The sequence below is a fragment of the Rhodococcoides sp. S146-33 genome (assembly GCF_059489205.1).
Window position 1 is genome coordinate 66927 of sequence record NZ_JCAJWY010000007.1, and the last position, 17005, is coordinate 83931.

19 protein-coding genes are annotated in these 17005 nt (G+C 63.2%); 11 read left to right on the forward strand and 8 right to left on the reverse strand.

From position 1 onward, the window contains the following. Positions 1-11 precede the first annotated feature (11 nt). The 8 genes from AC5WEY_RS22430 to AC5WEY_RS22465 are packed head-to-tail and all read left to right on the forward strand — an operon-like array spanning position 12 to position 7673. Positions 12-884, forward strand: coding sequence for an MlaE family ABC transporter permease (locus tag AC5WEY_RS22430; RefSeq protein WP_057475080.1), 873 nt, complete (start codon positions 12-14; stop codon positions 882-884). Continuing rightward, complete coding sequence (locus AC5WEY_RS22435) at positions 884-1924, forward strand: MlaD family protein (protein WP_495647610.1); 1041 nt, start codon at positions 884-886, stop codon at positions 1922-1924. Before AC5WEY_RS22430 ends, AC5WEY_RS22435 begins: the two co-directional genes overlap by 1 nt. Then, positions 1921-2925, forward strand: a complete 1005-nt coding sequence (locus tag AC5WEY_RS22440; RefSeq protein WP_495647611.1) for an MlaD family protein — start codon at positions 1921-1923, stop codon at positions 2923-2925. Before AC5WEY_RS22435 ends, AC5WEY_RS22440 begins: the two co-directional genes overlap by 4 nt. Continuing rightward, positions 2922-3938: an MlaD family protein gene (locus AC5WEY_RS22445; RefSeq protein WP_495647612.1), complete on the forward strand. Its 1017-nt coding sequence runs from the start codon at positions 2922-2924 to the stop codon at positions 3936-3938. Before AC5WEY_RS22440 ends, AC5WEY_RS22445 begins: the two co-directional genes overlap by 4 nt. Continuing rightward, on the forward strand, positions 3938-5065 hold the full coding sequence (locus AC5WEY_RS22450) for an MCE family protein (protein ID WP_156399328.1): 1128 nt from the start codon (positions 3938-3940) through the stop codon (positions 5063-5065). Before AC5WEY_RS22445 ends, AC5WEY_RS22450 begins: the two co-directional genes overlap by 1 nt. Further along, the gene (locus AC5WEY_RS22455) at positions 5062-6090 is read left to right on the forward strand and encodes an MlaD family protein (protein ID WP_495647613.1); all 1029 of its coding nucleotides are present in this window, start codon (positions 5062-5064) and stop codon (positions 6088-6090) included. Before AC5WEY_RS22450 ends, AC5WEY_RS22455 begins: the two co-directional genes overlap by 4 nt. Continuing rightward, positions 6087-7031, forward strand: a complete 945-nt coding sequence (locus AC5WEY_RS22460) for an MlaD family protein (RefSeq protein WP_495647614.1) — start codon at positions 6087-6089, stop codon at positions 7029-7031. The genes AC5WEY_RS22455 and AC5WEY_RS22460 overlap by 4 nt, the downstream gene beginning before the upstream one ends. A 33-nt stretch (positions 7032-7064) precedes the next feature. Further along, a complete protein-coding gene (locus tag AC5WEY_RS22465) occupies positions 7065-7673 on the forward strand; it encodes a hypothetical protein (protein ID WP_495647615.1) in 609 nt (202 codons plus the stop codon). A gap of 17 nt (positions 7674-7690) precedes the next feature. Here the strand turns inward: AC5WEY_RS22465 and AC5WEY_RS22470 are convergent, their stop codons facing one another. Beyond that, a complete protein-coding gene (locus AC5WEY_RS22470; protein ID WP_495647616.1) occupies positions 7691-8455 on the reverse strand; it encodes a class I SAM-dependent methyltransferase in 765 nt (254 codons plus the stop codon). Continuing rightward, positions 8452-9012 (reverse strand): carboxymuconolactone decarboxylase family protein, encoded by a 561-nt coding sequence (locus AC5WEY_RS22475; RefSeq protein ID WP_495647617.1) that lies wholly within the window; start codon positions 9010-9012, stop codon positions 8452-8454. Before AC5WEY_RS22475 ends, AC5WEY_RS22470 begins: the two co-directional genes overlap by 4 nt. Before the next feature lie 91 nt (positions 9013-9103). On the opposite strand from AC5WEY_RS22475, the gene AC5WEY_RS22480 reads away from it, so the two are divergent. Beyond that, complete coding sequence (locus AC5WEY_RS22480) at positions 9104-10015, forward strand: ABC transporter substrate-binding protein (protein WP_495647618.1); 912 nt, start codon at positions 9104-9106, stop codon at positions 10013-10015. An 84-nt stretch (positions 10016-10099) separates the two neighbouring features. On the opposite strand, the gene AC5WEY_RS22485 is transcribed toward AC5WEY_RS22480, so the two are convergent. From AC5WEY_RS22485 to urtA, 6 genes are all read right to left on the reverse strand, one after another. Further along, positions 10100-10771: a GntR family transcriptional regulator gene (locus tag AC5WEY_RS22485; RefSeq protein WP_495647619.1), complete on the reverse strand. Its 672-nt coding sequence runs from the start codon at positions 10769-10771 to the stop codon at positions 10100-10102. A gap of 8 nt (positions 10772-10779) precedes the next feature. Beyond that, positions 10780-11472 carry an urea ABC transporter ATP-binding subunit UrtE gene (gene urtE / locus AC5WEY_RS22490; RefSeq protein ID WP_495647620.1) on the reverse strand — a complete coding sequence of 231 codons (693 nt, stop codon included), beginning with the start codon at positions 11470-11472 and terminating at the stop codon, positions 10780-10782. Continuing rightward, positions 11465-12295 carry an urea ABC transporter ATP-binding protein UrtD gene (urtD, locus tag AC5WEY_RS22495; RefSeq protein WP_032380315.1) on the reverse strand — a complete coding sequence of 277 codons (831 nt, stop codon included), beginning with the start codon at positions 12293-12295 and terminating at the stop codon, positions 11465-11467. Before urtD ends, urtE begins: the two co-directional genes overlap by 8 nt. Next, a complete protein-coding gene (gene urtC / locus AC5WEY_RS22500; RefSeq protein WP_057475090.1) occupies positions 12292-13383 on the reverse strand; it encodes an urea ABC transporter permease subunit UrtC in 1092 nt (363 codons plus the stop codon). The genes urtD and urtC overlap by 4 nt, the downstream gene beginning before the upstream one ends. Further along, the gene (gene urtB, locus AC5WEY_RS22505) at positions 13380-14264 is read right to left on the reverse strand and encodes an urea ABC transporter permease subunit UrtB (protein WP_027498414.1); all 885 of its coding nucleotides are present in this window, start codon (positions 14262-14264) and stop codon (positions 13380-13382) included. The genes urtC and urtB overlap by 4 nt, the downstream gene beginning before the upstream one ends. A 71-nt stretch (positions 14265-14335) precedes the next feature. Then, the gene (gene urtA, locus AC5WEY_RS22510; RefSeq protein ID WP_495647621.1) at positions 14336-15610 is read right to left on the reverse strand and encodes an urea ABC transporter substrate-binding protein; all 1275 of its coding nucleotides are present in this window, start codon (positions 15608-15610) and stop codon (positions 14336-14338) included. Positions 15611-15817: 207 nt separating this feature from the next. Between urtA and AC5WEY_RS22515 the strand changes: the two genes are divergently transcribed. Both AC5WEY_RS22515 and AC5WEY_RS22520 read left to right on the forward strand, forming a co-directional pair. Then, a complete protein-coding gene (locus tag AC5WEY_RS22515) occupies positions 15818-16339 on the forward strand; it encodes a hypothetical protein (RefSeq protein WP_495647622.1) in 522 nt (173 codons plus the stop codon). A gap of 333 nt (positions 16340-16672) precedes the next feature. Continuing rightward, a complete protein-coding gene (locus AC5WEY_RS22520; RefSeq protein WP_495647623.1) occupies positions 16673-16999 on the forward strand; it encodes a hypothetical protein in 327 nt (108 codons plus the stop codon). The last annotated feature ends 6 nt before the right edge of the window (positions 17000-17005 follow it).

Here is a 17005-nt window from a genome sequence, read left to right on the forward strand (position 1 = left end):
GAGTCCAATCGATGGCAACACCATCTCGCTACTCGCCGCACGGCACCGTCCAGGTCGGCCGGTACGTCCAGCGCCTCGGGCGCGGTCCCGGTTCGATGCTGCAGGCGCTCGGTCATCAATTGACCTTCTGCGTGCAGGTGCTCACCGCTATTCCGCATACCGTGCGTACCTACCGTCGGCAGATGATGCTGATTCTCAGCGACATCACCTGGGGCAGTGGGGCATTGGTGGTCGGTGGGGGCACCGTCTCGGTGCTCGTCGTACTGGGTGTCGCGGTGGGGGCCTCCATCGGCATCGAGGGATTCAACACGCTGGGAATGGTGGGCATGGAACCGCTCACCGGGTTCGTCTCCGCCTATGCCAGCACCCGTGAGCTGGCACCGATGGTCGCGGCCATCGGCTTCGCCGCGCAGGCCGGGTGTCGCATGACCGCAGAGATCGGCGCAATGCGAATCTCCGAGGAAATCGATGCCCTCGAGGCGCAGGGAATTCGTTCGATCCCGTTCGTCGTCACCACGCGAGTGATCGCGGGCATCATCACCATCGTTCCGCTCTACCTGCTGACGTTGATTCTCAGTTACGTTGCGTGCCAGGTGGTCGTCAACGTGTTCAACGGCCAGTCCTCGGGTACCTACGATCACTACTTCACGGCATTCCTGCAGCCGATGGACGTCGTCTGGTCGCTGCTCAAGGCGACGATATTCGTCATCACCATCATCCTGATCCACGGTTACCAGGGCTACTACGCATCCGGCGGACCCGAGGGTGTGGGGCGGGCATCGGGGCGCGCGATCAGGGCGAGTCTGATCGCCGTCGTCGTTCTGGACATGATCCTGACGATCGTGCTGTGGGGATTCGATTCGGGCATAAGGATTTCGGGCTGATGGCAGTTTTCGAGGATTTGTCCGGACGGTCTGCCGGGCCGGCTGCGCTCAGAACGCGTGGGCTGGTCGTCGTCGCGATCGTCGCAGTGGTGGCGGTGCTGCTCACCGCCTACGCCAAGGGATATTTCGAGTCGAAGTTCCCGTTGACCATCGATGCGGCAACCGTTGGCGATGGTCTTGCCCCGGGGGCCGAGGTCAAGTTCAGGGGACTTGCGATCGGTACCGTCGACCGGATCGACACACTCGGATTCGGTCGCCAGCGAATCGAATTGTCCATCGACGGAGCTCAATCGGCAGAATTGACCGATACGCTGCAGGCCCAGTTCACGTCGTCCAACGTCTTCGGTTCGACGGCCATCGAGCTGATCTCCGACGGTAAAGGCGGAGCCCTTCCGGAGAACTCGACGCTCACCATTGCACCGGATAGTGCCAATGTCACTGTCACCAGCGTCTTTCGGCGGGTCGCGGCATTGACCGAGGTGCTCGATACCGACCAGGTGCAACACCTGAGGGATCTGCTGGCTCGGATCTCCTCGGACGTGTCGGAAAGCCTGAAGCCTTACTTCGACACCGCCCGCATGCTCACCGAGAATCAGATCGATCCGCTGTCGCTCAAGTTGCATCGCGGCGGCGAACTGGGACAGGGCATCGACGATCTGATACCGCCGCTGCTGGATCTGGTGGTGGGAGTGGTGGACAACAGCGCCTACTACGAGCCGATGGACAACCGGACCCGCACCCTCGACGCCATCGACGGCCTGAGTAACGAATTGCTTGTTCCGTTGGGCAAGTTGCTCGAGACGAACAACCCGAACCTGACGAAGTTGCTCTCGACCACTCTGGACCTGTTGGTGCCGATCACCGCCTCGCTCGGAACATTGGCCCCGGCATACGACCGGGTGCCGACGGTCATCGACGGTGTGTCCGATGCGTTCCCGATGGTCGACGGTGCGCCGCAACTGCAGCTCGACGTCATCGTGCGCACGATGCCGAACATGACGAGCGCAGTGTCCGCATACGAAAGTCGGGGGGAGCGGTGATCAAAGTGAGCGGGACCGTCGTCAAATTGGTGGTGTTCACCGTGGTGATCGTGCTGTGCGCATACGTGATCGTCGCAGCGTTGCGAACTCCTGTGAGCGGTGAGAAGTCTTATTACACAGCGACCTTCGACGATGTATCGGGATTGTACGAGGGCGACGATGTTCGCATGTCGGGAGTGCAGATCGGCAAGGTCGAGTCGATCGAGCTCGACGGCTCACTGGCGACGGTGTCGGTGGAGGTCGAGTCCTCTCGGTCGGTGTACGAGACAACGCAGGCAGCCGTCAGATACCAGAACCTGCTCGGTCAGCGGTACGTCGAACTGGTGCAATCGGGATCCGATTCCGGGCTGCTACTTCCTGCCGGTTCCACCATCTCGCTCGAGAACACGGTGCCTTCCTTCGACATCACCGAGCTGTTCAACGGGTTCGAGCCGATCTTCGACACATTGGACACCGATCAGCTGAACCTGTTCGCGCAGAACATTCTTCGGATGGTGCAGGGCGACGGCAGCGGAATAGCGCCGGTGTTGAGAGACATCGACACGATCACCACCTTCGCCACCCAACGTGAGGCGATCATCGCCCTGCTGATCGACAACCTGGGCCGCATCTCCTCGACCATCGGCGGAAAGTCGGCATCGGTGGCGAGCCTCGTCGAGCAGTTGACCTCGCTGGTATCGCGCTTGAGTACCGAGATGGACAGCGTCCTGTCGTCCCTCGATCAAACCAACTACGGCTTCGGCCCACTGGTCGGACTGGGCGAGCAACTGCGCGACGCCTACGACGGCGGATACGCACCGGTGGACGGCATGCTTCGGCGGCTGATCCCGCAAACCGATCAGGTGACGGAGGTGCTGGCATTGGCCCCGTCGTTGTTGACCGGATTGAACCGGAGTATCCCCGAACCGGGGCAGACCTACACGTGTAGTCAAGGACAGCAGGATATTCCGGGAATCGGTCGGATCGTTCTCGGTAATCAGAATTTGGTGGTGTGCCGATGAACAGAACTGTCCGCAAGGGCGTTCGCGACGAGCAGTCCGAGAACCGCAAGCATCTGACGTGGGGTCTGCTCGGCGCGCTCGTGGCTGCAGCGCTGCTGCTGGGAGCAGGCGCGGTGTACGCCGTGCCGTTCGGCGAGAAGACATACGTCGCGCATTTCGGCTCGTCCGGTGGCCTGGCGGCCGGGGACGAGATCCGAATTGCCGGCATCGCAGTCGGCGCAGTGCGCACGGTGGCTCTCGCGGGCGATCACGTCGATGTCACATTCGGAGTGGATCGCGATGTCTTCGTCGGTGATACCTCGAGTCTCTCGGTGCAATTGCTGACTCCGATCGGTGGGCACTACGTCAAGCTCGTGTCCGCCGGCGAGGCACCTCTCGGCGATACCCCCATTCCGACGGAGCGCACCAAGACCCCGTTCGACCTCTCGAAGACACTCGAGCAAGTGACACCGTTGGTCCGCGACATCGACGGCTCGACACTGCGCGCGACCATCGCCGAGGTGGACGCGGCGTTGACCGTCCAGCCGGAGTCGACTCGCCGGGTGGTCGACAATCTCACCCAGCTCACCGATGTGATCGCTCAGCGCTCCGATCAACTCGAAAGGGGTTTGGCGGTGTCCGACGAGTACACCGCGGCTCTGTCGTCCGATGACCTCATGCTGGACGAGTTGGTGCGGCAGCTGGGGACTCTGACCAAAGGCTTCGGTGACAAGCGCACGGATGTGGTCAGCGCCTTCGATCTTTTGAAGCGCCTGTTCGCGCTGTTGCACCGGCCCCTGATGGCATACGAGGAGGGCATCGAGCCTTCGGTGGTGCAGCTGGAGGAGATAGTGCAGAAGGTCTTCGCGCAATTCGGCGACTTCGATGCGGCGCTGACCCAGGTCAAGACCGCCTCCGACCAGATCGGCGCATTGGTGGCATACGGAGACGCCGATGGAGCGGTCGTCGATCAGTCGCAGAGCGTCGTCACCGGCGCGGCCGTGTGTATTCCGCTTCCGGGGAGGGCGTGCTGATGGCTCCACAGTGGAAGCGACCGGTCGTGGTCGCAGTATCGCTGGTGGCAGTGGCCGCACTGACCGGTACCGTTGCGTCCGCGAGTGGTTCGCTCGATGTGGTGGGCCGAACCTCCAGTGTCTGTGCGGAATTCACCGACACGGTAGGCCTGTACGAGGGCAACTCGGTCTCCATGCTCGGCGTCGAGGTGGGAACGGTGACGTCCATCGCCACCGACGAGGACGTTCCCGACGGCGTCTTGGTGACCATGGAGGTGGACGAGAACCTCGCCTTACCGGCCGATGTGGGCGCGGTGACATTGTCCAGTTCCATTGTTACCGACCGGCGCGTGGAATTCACCGAGCCGTACACCGACGGGCCCGGTTTCGACCGAACCGAGTGCATTCCGCTGGCGCGCACGCGGACTCCTCTCGGTGCGAGCGAGACCTTCGATGCCGTTTCGAAGCTCGCCACGGATCTGCTCGGTCCGGCCGATGCAGACGGCAATCGACCGGAGATACTCGGCAACACCCTTCGATCGCTCGACGATGCCCTCGACGGATCTGGGCCACAGCTCAATTCGGCCATCCAGCAGCTCTCGGTGCTGGTGGGTGAGCCCACCGATCGGGACGCCACCGTGCGACGTCTGATCGACAACATCGACAAGCTCGTCGACGTGTTCGCGGTCAACTGGCCCGACGTCGCCAAGCTGCTGGACAACCTGAAGGCGGGCATGATCACGCTGTCCGAGTTCACCAACGAGTTCTCCGACGCAGTGGGGTTGGCGGTGGAGCTCATTCCCGTCCTGGAACGACAACTCGACAAGTACAGCGACAAGATCTATGCATTTTTGGACCAGTTGATACCCATCGTGGACGTGGGGCTGGGCCGAATCGGCGATATCAAGGACATTCTCGAACAGGTCCCCGCCGTGACCGATTCGTTGGTGACGCTCTACGACGAGGATCTGCGTGCGGGCCGATTGACCTACCACCCGCCGCAATTCGAGATCGACACCAATTCTCCGAACGAGATCTGTGCGGTGATCAACAAGTACCGCCCCACCTGTTCGGCCGACCAGCAGCGAGGCGATGTCATCGACGTCGGACTGGTGCAGTTGATTCTCGGATCGGCGGGATGGCGATGACGCGAACACGATTCCGGGCCGCAACGATTCTGGTGATCGGAACGGTGATCGCCGGGTGCAGCGTGAACCCGGCCGATCTGCCGATCCCCGGCAGCTACGTCGACGGCGACAAGTACACCGTGGGCATCGAGTTCGCCAGCGTGCTGAATCTGCCGGCCAAAGCCAAGGTGGTCGTCGACGGCGTCGATGCCGGGGTTCTGGACCACGTGACGCTCGAAGACGACAAAGCGGTTGCGACGGTCGATCTGGCGGCCGCGGTCCGCCTACCCGAGAACACGATCGCCGAGCTTCGGCAGAGCACAATTCTGGGCGAGATCTACATCTCGCTCCAGCCGCCCGAGAATGATTCCGGTGGTGGCGAATTGGCGGACGGGGATCTCATTCCTCTCGAACGGACCGTGCCGGCCGACAACGTCGAGGACGTATTGCGCGGGTTGTCGAATGTGGTGACCGGAGGACACGTGGTCCAACTGCAGGAGGCGGTGAACAACGTCAACGCGGCGGTGCCGCAGGATCCACAGATGTTCGATCGGGTGAACACTGCGGCCCGTGCGGCCATTACCGATCTCGGAGCCAACACCGTCGACATCGACCGTATTCTCGCTGCAGCAGAGGGAGTTTCGAATACGCTGATACAGCAGGAGGCGGGACTGACGCGGGTGTTGGACCTGGGCCCATCACGGGCGCAGGGACTTTCCGAGGTGCTCTTCAGTGTGGTTAATTTGATCCTCGCCCTCGGTTACGGGACGCAGCACGTCGGTGACGTACTCGCTCCGCCCTATCAGGAATTGAGCGGCGCGATCGCCGTGATACTGCCCGCGATCATGACCATCTCGTCGGCCGACACCACCGTCCCGATGAACGCCGAGAAGGTGAATACTCTGCTGAGAGAGCGCCTCGTGCCCTTCTTCTCCACGACGCCGAACATCGCGATCGACTCCGTTCGAGCCGAAGAGGCACCGGACGCAGGGGCCAGGGCGGACGAAATGATCGGCGTCCTGAGATCGATCGGAATAGTGCGATGAAATTCTCCACGGTGTTCTCACTCGTCGCGCTGTTGATACTCACCGTGGCCGGCATCGGCTACATGAGTGTCGGTGTTCTCGGCATGGACCCGCGCCGCGACCACAACACGGTCATCGTGGAACTGGCGAGCTCAGGCGGTCTGATGACGACCTCACAGGTCACCTCACGCGGAATGAAGATCGGCGAGGTCGACGACATCGCCGTCACCGCCGACGGACTGAGTGTGACGATCAATCTTGATGCGAGCCATCGCATTCCGGTCGATTCCGATGCCGTCGTGGCCAACCTGTCGGTGGCGGGGGAGCAGTACCTCGATATCCGACCGCGCCACGCAGGCGCGCCGTACCTGCACGACGGGTCGGTGATCCCGATGGATCGGACGCTCGTCTCGGCCACCGTCAGCGACACCCTCGGGAAAGTCGATGCGCTCGTGGCGCAGATCGACACCGGTGCGCTCTCGGGACTGGCGGAGACCGCGAACACCGCGGTGGTGGGCCGTGACCCGGAGATCGACAACCTCGTCGACACTTTCAGGCTGCTCGCTCTGACACTGCGGGACAAGAACGAGGAGATCCGGCATCTCTACGACAATGCCCAGCAGCTCGGCCGACAGGCCTACGGTTACGGTCCGGTACTCACCGACGCCGGTCCGTGGGTGGGGTCCACCGGCCAGGGAGTGTCGAGTCTTCTGCAAGCGTTCGAGCAGTACTCGTATGTGGCCTCGGACGTGTGGGACGACGAGGTCGGTCCACTCGTCGCCAAGATCGACAGCTACCTGACACCGACGTCCCCCGACCTGGCGTTGATCGCCACGTTGTTGAAGCCGTACACGGCACCGATCAAGCCGTTGCGGGTCGACGCCGGGAAGATCATCGACATGTTGGGCGGAATCTTCCCGGAGGGAGGGCCCGCGCGTGTAGCCGTGACCATCCCGAACTGACCGATTTCTCTATCCCACACTGGAGTGACCCTCATGACCGATACCGCGCCCCCTCAGGAACACGACACCCCGGCCGAGAGCTCGTCGACGGCCTCGGATTCCACTGCGCCCCAGGCGTCGACGACCTCCACTCCCCGCGGGTCCGGTCGCTCGACCTACACGGTTGTCGCAGCGGCACTGGCGGTGGTTGCCGTCGTGGTGGCAGCGGTGTTCGGCTACCTGTGGCACACCGCGGCAGGCGATCTCGCCGCTGCGCGGCAGCAGGAGACCGATCGGCAGATCGCATTGAACACAGCCCGGGACTACACGACCAGATCGCTGACGTACGACTACAACGACCTGGATGCATTCTTCGCCAGTGTCAAGGACGGTGCCGCGCAACCGTTGCAGGACCGGTACGACGGCGTGAAGGATGCACTGACGGCGATCATGACCGAGTCGCAGGTGGTCGCCTCGGGCGAGGCGCTCTCGGCAGCAGTCGATTCCGAGAGCGACGGGGTGTACAAGATCTCGGTGTACGCGCAGCAGCAGACCCGTAACGTGCAGTCGCCCGACGGCGGTACGGTGGCCAACATTCTCGCCGTGACCGTTTCCGATCACGACGGGCGATGGATCGTAGACGATTACGGACCCAAGAACTAGAAGACCGTCCCAGCCGTCTATTGCTTGGTGGCACTGACGAACTGGGCCAGTCCGCGAATCTCCTGCTCGATATCGGTCATACCTGCCCGGTCGAAGATATCGGTGAACTGATTCTTCGGGAACATCCTGACGCCCGCCAGGCCGGTTCCGAAGCCCACCACCGAACCGAGCGGTGCCGGGCGTGGCTCGCAGCTGGTCATGATGGCGATGCGTCCACCCGGCCGTAGGACGCGAATCAACTCGTCCAGCACCGTCATCGGCTGCGGAACGAGATAGAGCGCGGCGTAGCAACAGACGGCGTCGAATGTCGCGTCCGCATACGGCAGATGCGCTGCATCCCCGCGTACGTATGCCGCACGTGGGCCTCGGTTGTCGCGTACTGCCCGGGCAATCATCGCCTCGGAGATGTCGAACCCCACTGCGAGCCCGTCACCGGTGAGAGCCTCGGACAGGAACCTCGTGAAATTGCCTGGGCCACACGCAACGTCGAGTACACGCTGCGGGCCGCTCAATCGAAGGTCGGCGACGGCTTTGGCGCGCTCGGCCGACATCGACATGCCGGCGATCCCCATCAGGGACACTCCGAACGGGCGCCACAGCTTTTCGTATATCGCTGCCACCACACGATTGTTCATCGCGATACTCGCCGGCGACGGGTTCGGGGCCGGAACGTCCGGCAACAATTCGACGTAACCGCCGTCTGTGCGTGCCAGTCCGCGCAGCATCTCCGGCTCGATCATCTCGAGGGCGCGGCGCAGTGCCGTCTCGGTCGACTCGCTCATCGTCGTGGTGGCCGGTCGCCGTAGTCACGTTCGACGCGCAGGGTGCCGAGAGTCGTTGCCAGGCCGTCGTATTGGGTGACCAGAAGCAAGAATTCGATGAGCCGACGTTCGTCGAATTGCGTTGCGAGCTCGGCCCACGTGGTGTCGGTGAGCGATTTGGTACCGATGAGCTCGTCGACGGCGGTCAGAATGGTGCGGTAACGCGCCGACAGTCCCGGCGCGTCCGGTCCGGTCATGATCGACTCGAGTAGATCCCGGTCGATACCCGCGCGCCGGCCGAGCCGAATGTGGTGGTCCATTTCGTATGCGGAATCGCGTAGGTGGGCCACGCGCAGGATCACCATTTCCGATTCCTTGCGCGAGATCTTGCCGCCGGGCATCAGGTGCCCGCTGTAGAACAGCCATGCTCGAAACAGGCCGCCGGTGCGACCGAGGGTGGTGAACAGATGGGGATTCGGCACGCCCGCACCCTTGGCGATCACCTTGCAGATGACCCAGTTGACGGGCCCGAGAGTCTTGGCGGTTCCGGACGGAATACGTGGAGTGGTCACAGTCACACCGTACCGACTGGCGTCCGGATCGTCATCGGGTCATTGAAGGCTAGGCTAACCTCTTTATGAACAGGCACAACTCACCCTCGGAGGACCCATGACGAAGTTCAAGGCTCGCGGAGCCGGGCTCGCGCTCGTCGTCGTAGCGCTCGCTGTGACCGCGTGCTCGTCCACTGCGGCCACGACCGAGAGCGGTGCCGCCAGATCGATCGAGACCGTTCGGGGAACCGTCGACGTTCCGGAAACCCCACTGCGCGTGGTCACTCTCGAACCGGTCGAGCTCGACACCACCGTCGCCCTCGGCGTCGTACCTGTCGGCACCGCGGTGCTCAGCGAGGTGAGCGGTGTGCCGTCGTATCTCGGCACCGAAGCGGCAGGCATCGCGACCGTCGGCACCGTGGCCGAACCGACCATCGAGGACATTGCGGCCTTGCAACCCGACCTCGTTCTCGGCACCGAAACCCGGCACGCCGAGTACTACGACCAACTCTCCGCCATTGCACCGACGGTGTTCATCGCCTCCCAATCCGATCCGTGGCGCGACAGTGTCCGGTTCGTCGGACGCGTACTCGGCAGGGAGGCACAGGCGGAGGAACTGCTCGACGCATACGACGACCGGTGCGGCAAGATTGCCGAGAAGTTCGGAACCGAAGGAAAGACAGCGCAACTCATCCGGCCTCGCAACGGTGAGCTGACCTTGTACGGGCCGTCTTCGTTCGCCGGCAGCACCCTCGAGTGCGCAGGGTTCACCACTCCGCCGCGGCCGGAATGGGCCGACGAGATCTCGGTCGACCTTTCGCCCGAACTGGCTGCCCAGGCGGCAGCGGACCTGATCGTCGTCACCGCTACCGATCCGTCGGACCCGGAAGCGATCCCGGCGTCGATCACCGCCAACACGGCCGTGCTGCCGAATCCGCACGCGGTGGATCAGTCCTACTGGATCACCGGCGTCGGACCCAAGGGTGGACAGGCCGTGCTCGACGACATCGATCGAATTCTCTCGGACTAGTTGGGGCGTTCCGCAGGCTCCACTCCTGGCGGGCTAGTCGGGTCGTTCCGCAGGCTCCACTCCTGGCGGCTCGCGTCTGACGCGTCAGATTCGGACGGCACCCGCCAGAGCCGCGGCGTGCTGGGCACGCTCGACCACTCGATCGCGCGAGGATTCGATGTGGGCGAGAAGTAGTTCCAGAGCGGTATCGAGGGTTCCGGCCAACACGTGCTCGACGATGTCGATGTGCTGATCGATCGCCGAGACGACGGCCGATGCATCGAGTCCACCGAGTATCCGTACCGGCCGTACCTTGGCATTGACCGTGCACAGGGCATCGGTGAGTGCCGAATTACCCGACGCTGCAAGCAATGTCACGTGAAAGCTTTCGTCGAGAGCCACCAGGTCGTCGGTGGTGTCGGGCGGGTCGGTGCGGAGCGCGACCCAGGTGGCCGACAGGTTCGACAGTGCGGCCCGATCGAAGGACTGCGACGTCGAACGCGTGATGCCGCGGGCCTCGAGGGTGGCCCGCAGCTCGTAGAGATCGGGCAGGTCGGTCAGTCGAGGGCGGTAGGCGTGCAGGCCGGCCTCGTCACGGGTGACGAGACCGTCGGCCTGCAACCGTGCCAGTGCCTCCCGCACGGGAGTGCGTGAGACCCCGTACAGCTCCGCGAGACGCTCCTCGCCGAGCCGTTCCGTGGAGCTGATGGCACCGGAGACAAGATCCCGGCGCAGCGACGAGTAGACCTTCTCGCGAAGGTCCTTGCGCGGCATCATTCGTCCGGTCAGATTGCCATGGCTGCGCGTACGTCGGCCTCGGACTCGGCTCCGCCCACGCCGGTGGACGTGATGCGGCCGGCCTCGAGGATGTAGTAGTTCTGCGCAGACTCGAGTGCGAAGCCGATGTGCTGTTCCACCAACAACACGCCGAGTCCGCCGTGACGGGTGAGCTCGAGGATGGTGCGTTCGATCTCGGCGACCACCGACGGCTGGATGCCCTCGGTCGGCTCGTCCAGGATCAGCATCCGAGGTTCGGTGATCAGTGCGCGGGCGATGGCCAGTTGTTGGCGTTGACCACCCGAGAGCAATCCTGCTCTGCGACCGAGCAATTCCTTCAGCGCCGGAAAGAGATCGAGTGCCTCGTCGACGAGAGCCTTGCCGCGCTTGCGTCCGTCGGCGACCACCTGCAGGTTCTCGGCCGTCGTCAACTGGCCGAACGACTGCTGACCCTGTGGCACGTAGGCGAGTCCGCGGGCGACGCGCGCGCTGGGACGCAACGCACTTACATCCTCACCGTCGAACATGACCTTGCCGGAGTTCACCTTCAACAATCCGACCGCTGCGCGCAACAGCGTGGTCTTGCCTGCACCGTTGTGGCCCATCACCGCAGCCACACCGTCGGCCGGAACCGTCAGCGACGCACCGTGAATCACTTCGCTGCGGCCGTAACCGGTACGCACATCCACCAGTTCAAGCATGACCGGCTCCCTCTTCTGCGATCTGTTCGAGTTCCTCGCCCGCCGCGGCGGTGCCGAGATAGACCTCTTGGACTTTCGGATCGGCCTGGACCTCGGCCACGGTGCCCTCGGCCAGAACGCGTCCGGCAGCCAACACCGTCACCGAGGTGGCGAACATCCGCATGAAGTCCATGTCGTGCTCCACCACCACGACGGTCCGCTCACCGCCGATACGTTGCAGCAGCTGACCCGTCTCCTCGCGTTCCTCGTGGCTCATTCCGGCGACCGGCTCGTCGAGTAGGAGCACATCGGCGTTCTGTACCAACAACATTCCGATCTCGAGCCATTGCTTCTGGCCGTGCGCCAGGATTCCTGCAGCCTTGTCCCGCTCGGCTGTCAGCCCGATGGTCTCGAGGGCCTCCTCGATGGCAGGCAGCACCGATCCGCGTCGACGCAACATCGTCAGCACCGATCGTCCGGATCCGGCGGCGATGTCCAGGTTCTGCAACACCGTCAGATTCTCGAAGATGCTGGCGGTCTGGAAGGTTCGACCGATGCCCAGGCGAGCGATCTGATGCACCTTCTTGCCCAGCAGTTCCACCCCGGATTTGGTGACCGATCCGGTGGCTGGAACGAGACCGGTGATGGCGTCGATCAGCGTGGTCTTGCCGGCACCGTTGGGTCCGATGAGAAAGCGCAGATCGCCCTGCATCAGCGTCAGATCGACGTTCGTGTTGGCCTTGAAACCGTCGAAACTGACCGTGAGATCTCGGACTTCGAGGTATTGACTCGACATGCCGGCGTTGCCGCCGAACGTGGGCTGTGGGCCTTCGACATGAATCATCGTGCGAGTTCCTTCTCTGGTTCTGCGCTCGATTCGGGGACCGATTCGGCTTCCTGCTTTCGCTTGCGCAAGGCAAAGAGTCCGGCAATGCCGGCGGGGAAGAATCCGACGACCACCACGAACAGCAGCCCCTGCGCGTACGTCCAGCCGGACGGGAACTGCTCGGACAGCGTGGTCTGAGCCCACGCGACTCCGAGGGCACCGAGGACCGGGCCGAGAAGGGTGGTGCGGCCGCCGATGGCGACGCCGATGAGGAACGCGATGGACGGGACGATGCCGACGTCGTTGGGGGAGATGATGCCGACGATCGGAACGAACAGTGCCCCGGCCAGACCGGCGAAGAAGGCCGCGGCGACGTACGCCACGATCTTGACGTTGGCCGGGTCGTAACCGAGGAAGCGCACGCGCTCCTCTTGATCACGCACCGCCACCAGCAGCTCGCCGTAACGCGAGTACATCAGCTGGCGGGTGATGGCGACGACGGCGAGCAGCACGCCTGCGGCGATGAAGAAGAGCATCTGCTTGTTCGCGGGGTCGTTGAGGTTGAACCCGAAGAACGTGCGGAACCTGTTGAGCCCGTTGGAACCCCCGGTACTCTGCTGTCCGATGAGCAGGATGGCGAAGGCGGCGGCCAGGGCCTGACTGAGGATCGCGAAGTACGCGCCCTTGACCCGGCGCTTGAACACACCGAGTCCGAGAACCAGAGCCACCAGGGCAGGCACGAACAGGATGCCAAGGATCGTCGTGATGGGTGAGGTGAACGGCAGCCAGTACGAGGGCAATTCACGGATACCGGCGATGGACATGAAGTCCGGAACGGCGTCACCACGAAGATCGGCGTCGGAGATCTTCAGGTGCATGGCCATGATGTAGGCACCGATCCCGAAGAACACGCCCTGGCCGAGAGTGAGCATTCCGCCACGACCCCACGCCAATCCGATTCCCACGGCCACGATCGCGTAGCAGATGAACTTGCCCAGCAAATTCAACCGGAAGTCGCTGAGGACGGCCGGAGCGACGGCGAACAGCAGGATCGCGGCGAGCGCGAATCCCAGTAGAGCGCCGCGCTTGGCGATGAACTCGCTCATACCAGGCTCCTTGTCTTGACGGCGAACAAGCCCTGCGGGCGGGCCTGCAGGAAGATCACGATGAGGACGAACACGATGACCTTGGCGATCGAGGCCGTGGTGCTGTACTCGATGAACGAATTCAGGATTCCGAGAGCGAAAGCGGCGATCACCGCACCCTTGATCTGGCCGAGTCCGCCGACGACGACCACGAGGAAGGCGTCGATCAGATAGCTCTGTCCCACAGTGGAACTGGTGGATCCGATCAGAGTCAGTGCCACGCCCGCGACACCCGCCAAACCGGAGCCGAGGAAGAACGTCGAGATGTCGGTCCTGCGGCTCGAGATGCCCGAGGTCTCCGCGAGATCGCGGTTCTGCACCACCGCGCGGATGCGTCGACCCATTGCCGTCTTCTTCAGCGCGATCGACAGTGCGACGACGGCGACGACCGCGAGGACGAGGATGAAGATTCTGGTCTTGGGGACCACCGCACCGAGGATGTCGACGCCGCCGCTCAGCCATTCCGGGGAGACGACGTTGACCGCCGGAGCGCCGAAGATGTCGCGTGCGAGCTGCTGCAGGATGAGCCCGACGCCGAACGTCACGAGCAGGGTGTCGAGTGGGCGGTGGTACATGCGCTGGATCAGCGTCACCTCGAGCAGCACACCCATCGCGCCGCCGACGAGGAAGCCGACGATCAGCGAGATGAACAGTGAGGCGCCGCCGGTCGAGACGATCTGCTGCACAACGTAGGCCGTGTAGGAGCCGGCCATGATGAACTCGCCGTGCGCCATGTTGATGACGCCCATCTGACCGAACGTCAGTGAGAGCCCGAGGGCGGCGAGCAAGAGAATGGATCCGATCGACAGGCCGGTGAACAACTGTCCGATCACGACGTCCATGGGGGAGCTCCTTCGGAGCTCGTGCGCGTTTTGCGTAGCCAGGGCTACGCAAAACGCGCACGAGGGGATGGTCAGTTGAGGTCGGAGGCCCAGTCGTAGGTCTCGAGGAACGGGTCGGGTGCAATCGCTTCGGGGGACTCCCACACCGTGTAGATCAGCCCGTCGGCGCGGATCTCACCGATGCGGGCGGTCTTGGAGATGTGGTGGTTGTCGCCGTCGATGACGACCTCACCCTCGGGAGCGGCGAAGCTGACGCCATCGGCCGCGGCCTGAATGTCCGCCACCGCAAAGGAATCGGCCTTCTCGACCGTGTTCTTCCAGAGGTAGACCGAGGTGTAGGCAGCCTCCATGGGATCCGAGGTGGGCTTGTCGGCACCGTACTTCGCCTTGTAGTCGGCAACGAACTTGGTGTTCTCCGGAGAGTCGACGGTTTGGTAGTAGTTCCAGGCGGTCAGCTGGCCCTCGATGTTCGCAGCTCCGATGCCCGCCACCTCCTCCTCGGCGATGGACACCGAGATGACCGGCATGTCAGCAGCTTTGAGGCCGGCGTTGGTGTACTCGCGGAAGAATGCGACGTTCGAGTCGCCGTTGAGGGTATTGAACACCGCATCGGCGTCGGCGGAGCGCACCTTGTTGACGATGGTGGAGAAGTCGGTCGAGCCGAGCGGGGTGTAGTCCTCGCCCTTGATCTCGATGCCGTTGGCCGCGGCGTAGGCCTTGATCTCGCGGTTGGCCGTCTGCGGGAAGACGTAGTCGCTACCGACCAGGTAGAGCGACTTGACGCCCTGTTCCTTCAGGTAGTCCAGGGCCGGAATGATCTGCTGGTTGGTGGTGGCACCGGTGTAGAAGATGTTGTCCGACGCCTCGAGGCCCTCGTACTGCACGGGGTAGTAGAGCAGAGCGTCGTTGTCCTCGAACACGGGCAGCATCGCCTTGCGGCTCGACGAGGTCCAACCGCCGAAAACTGCTGCAACACAATCGCTGCTGATGAGCTTCTCTGCCTTCTCGGCGAACACGGTGGGCTCGGACGCGCCGTCCTCGGCGACGACCTCGATCTGCTTGCCGTTGACGCCGCCCGCTGCGTTGATCTGTTCGACGGCCAGTGCGATCGAATCACGCACTGTCACTTCGCTGATCGCCATGGTGCCGGACAGGGAATTGAGCGAGCCCACCTTGATGGTGTCACCCGAGGTGTCCACGCACGAGGTGGCGGTGGCGCCGCCCTCGGCGGAGGTGGTGTCGCCGGCCTTGCTGCCGCAGGCGGTGGCGACCAGGCTCAATGCAGCCAGAGCTGCGGGAACGACCATGACGCGCTTGACGGACATGCGCTTCGAGACAGCAGGCATCTACGGCCCTTTCGGAGTTTGTATACAGAGGTGTATTCGCGATTGCGAACAGTAAAGGGAAGTTATTGCGACGGTATGTTCCGCGGTGACGAGTCTGTTTCCCGCGTTACGTCGACGTAAAAGCAGGCCAATGACAATCACCCTTGACATTTTATGACAAGCAGAGTTGACTTTTACCTAGTCCATAGCCCAAAGGAAAGGTCGATCATGAGTGCATTCGTCACAGCATCCCGATTCGTCGGCGACCTCGACGACGAGTTCTACGCCGACGAGCTCCAACGCGACATCTGGAACGAGGCCTCTGCCGTCGGATTTCAGTCCTTGCTGTGGATCGGACTGATCAGTGGCGCAGTGCTGCCCTTCGCGGCGGGTGTCGCCGGGGCGTGGATTGCGCTCGGGCTGTTCCTCGTGCTGATGTCCGTGTCCTTGGTGGTATCGGGATACGCCAGGGTGCGAGGGGTCGACATGTACGCCGCGCAGAAACTTCGACGCTCGCGGATAGCGTTCGCCGGACTGCTCTTCTTTCTCGCCGGTGCAGGAGCGGCGCTCCGACTCCTGGCTCACTACGGTGGCGGCAATCTCCAGTCTCTGTGGATCGGGGCGGCGATCGCAGCGCCGGTTGGGCTCGCGGCCGGTCTGGTGGGTGTCAGGAATCGGCGGCGTCAAGTGCGCGAAGCCGAGCTTGCCGCCGACAAAGCCGAACTGCTCGGGTTCGACCCAAGCAAATGACCGGCATCGTGTGGATTGTCCCAGACCTGGGGTGACACGTTGCAAAGATACGTAAAGGTCTCGGTTTCGATCAGTCCGTTCGCAGATCTGCCGTCCGGGAGGTATGTTCTGTCCGATGACATCACGTTTGTCCGGTGTCAGCGGCTGTTGCAGGGCTGGTCGGGCGCGGGTTCGTAACGTGGTCGAGCGTGCGCCCGATGATAAGAGAGGCTCGGTTCGAGGCCGATGACGATGTGCACTACCAATCCGCCCTTCGTCGCGCCACGAAGTACCAACGAGACCGCGTCGGACGTTCACCTCACGGTGGAGCACGCTAACAGGGAAGTCGAGGCCGTGCGCAGAGACAAGAGCTACCTCAGACTCGTTGGATCGAGCACGCCGCAGCCCACCATCGAGGCTCACGGCGGACCCAAGACCATCACCGTTCACGTCGACAATGTCCTGCCGGGACAGATGTGCGAGATTCTGCACAACGGCATGCTGTCGCTGAGCCACCGCGTCACCGTCGGCGAGAACATCTCGAGCATCGACATCGTCACTTTCGCCCTCAAGCCGGGCGAGTACAACGTGTCACTGCGTCTCGACGGACGCTTGGACTGCGTGACCGAGGCTCAGACCGTCGTCGTCGGCGAGCAGCTGGAAGTTCGACGCAGCTCGTAAGACCCG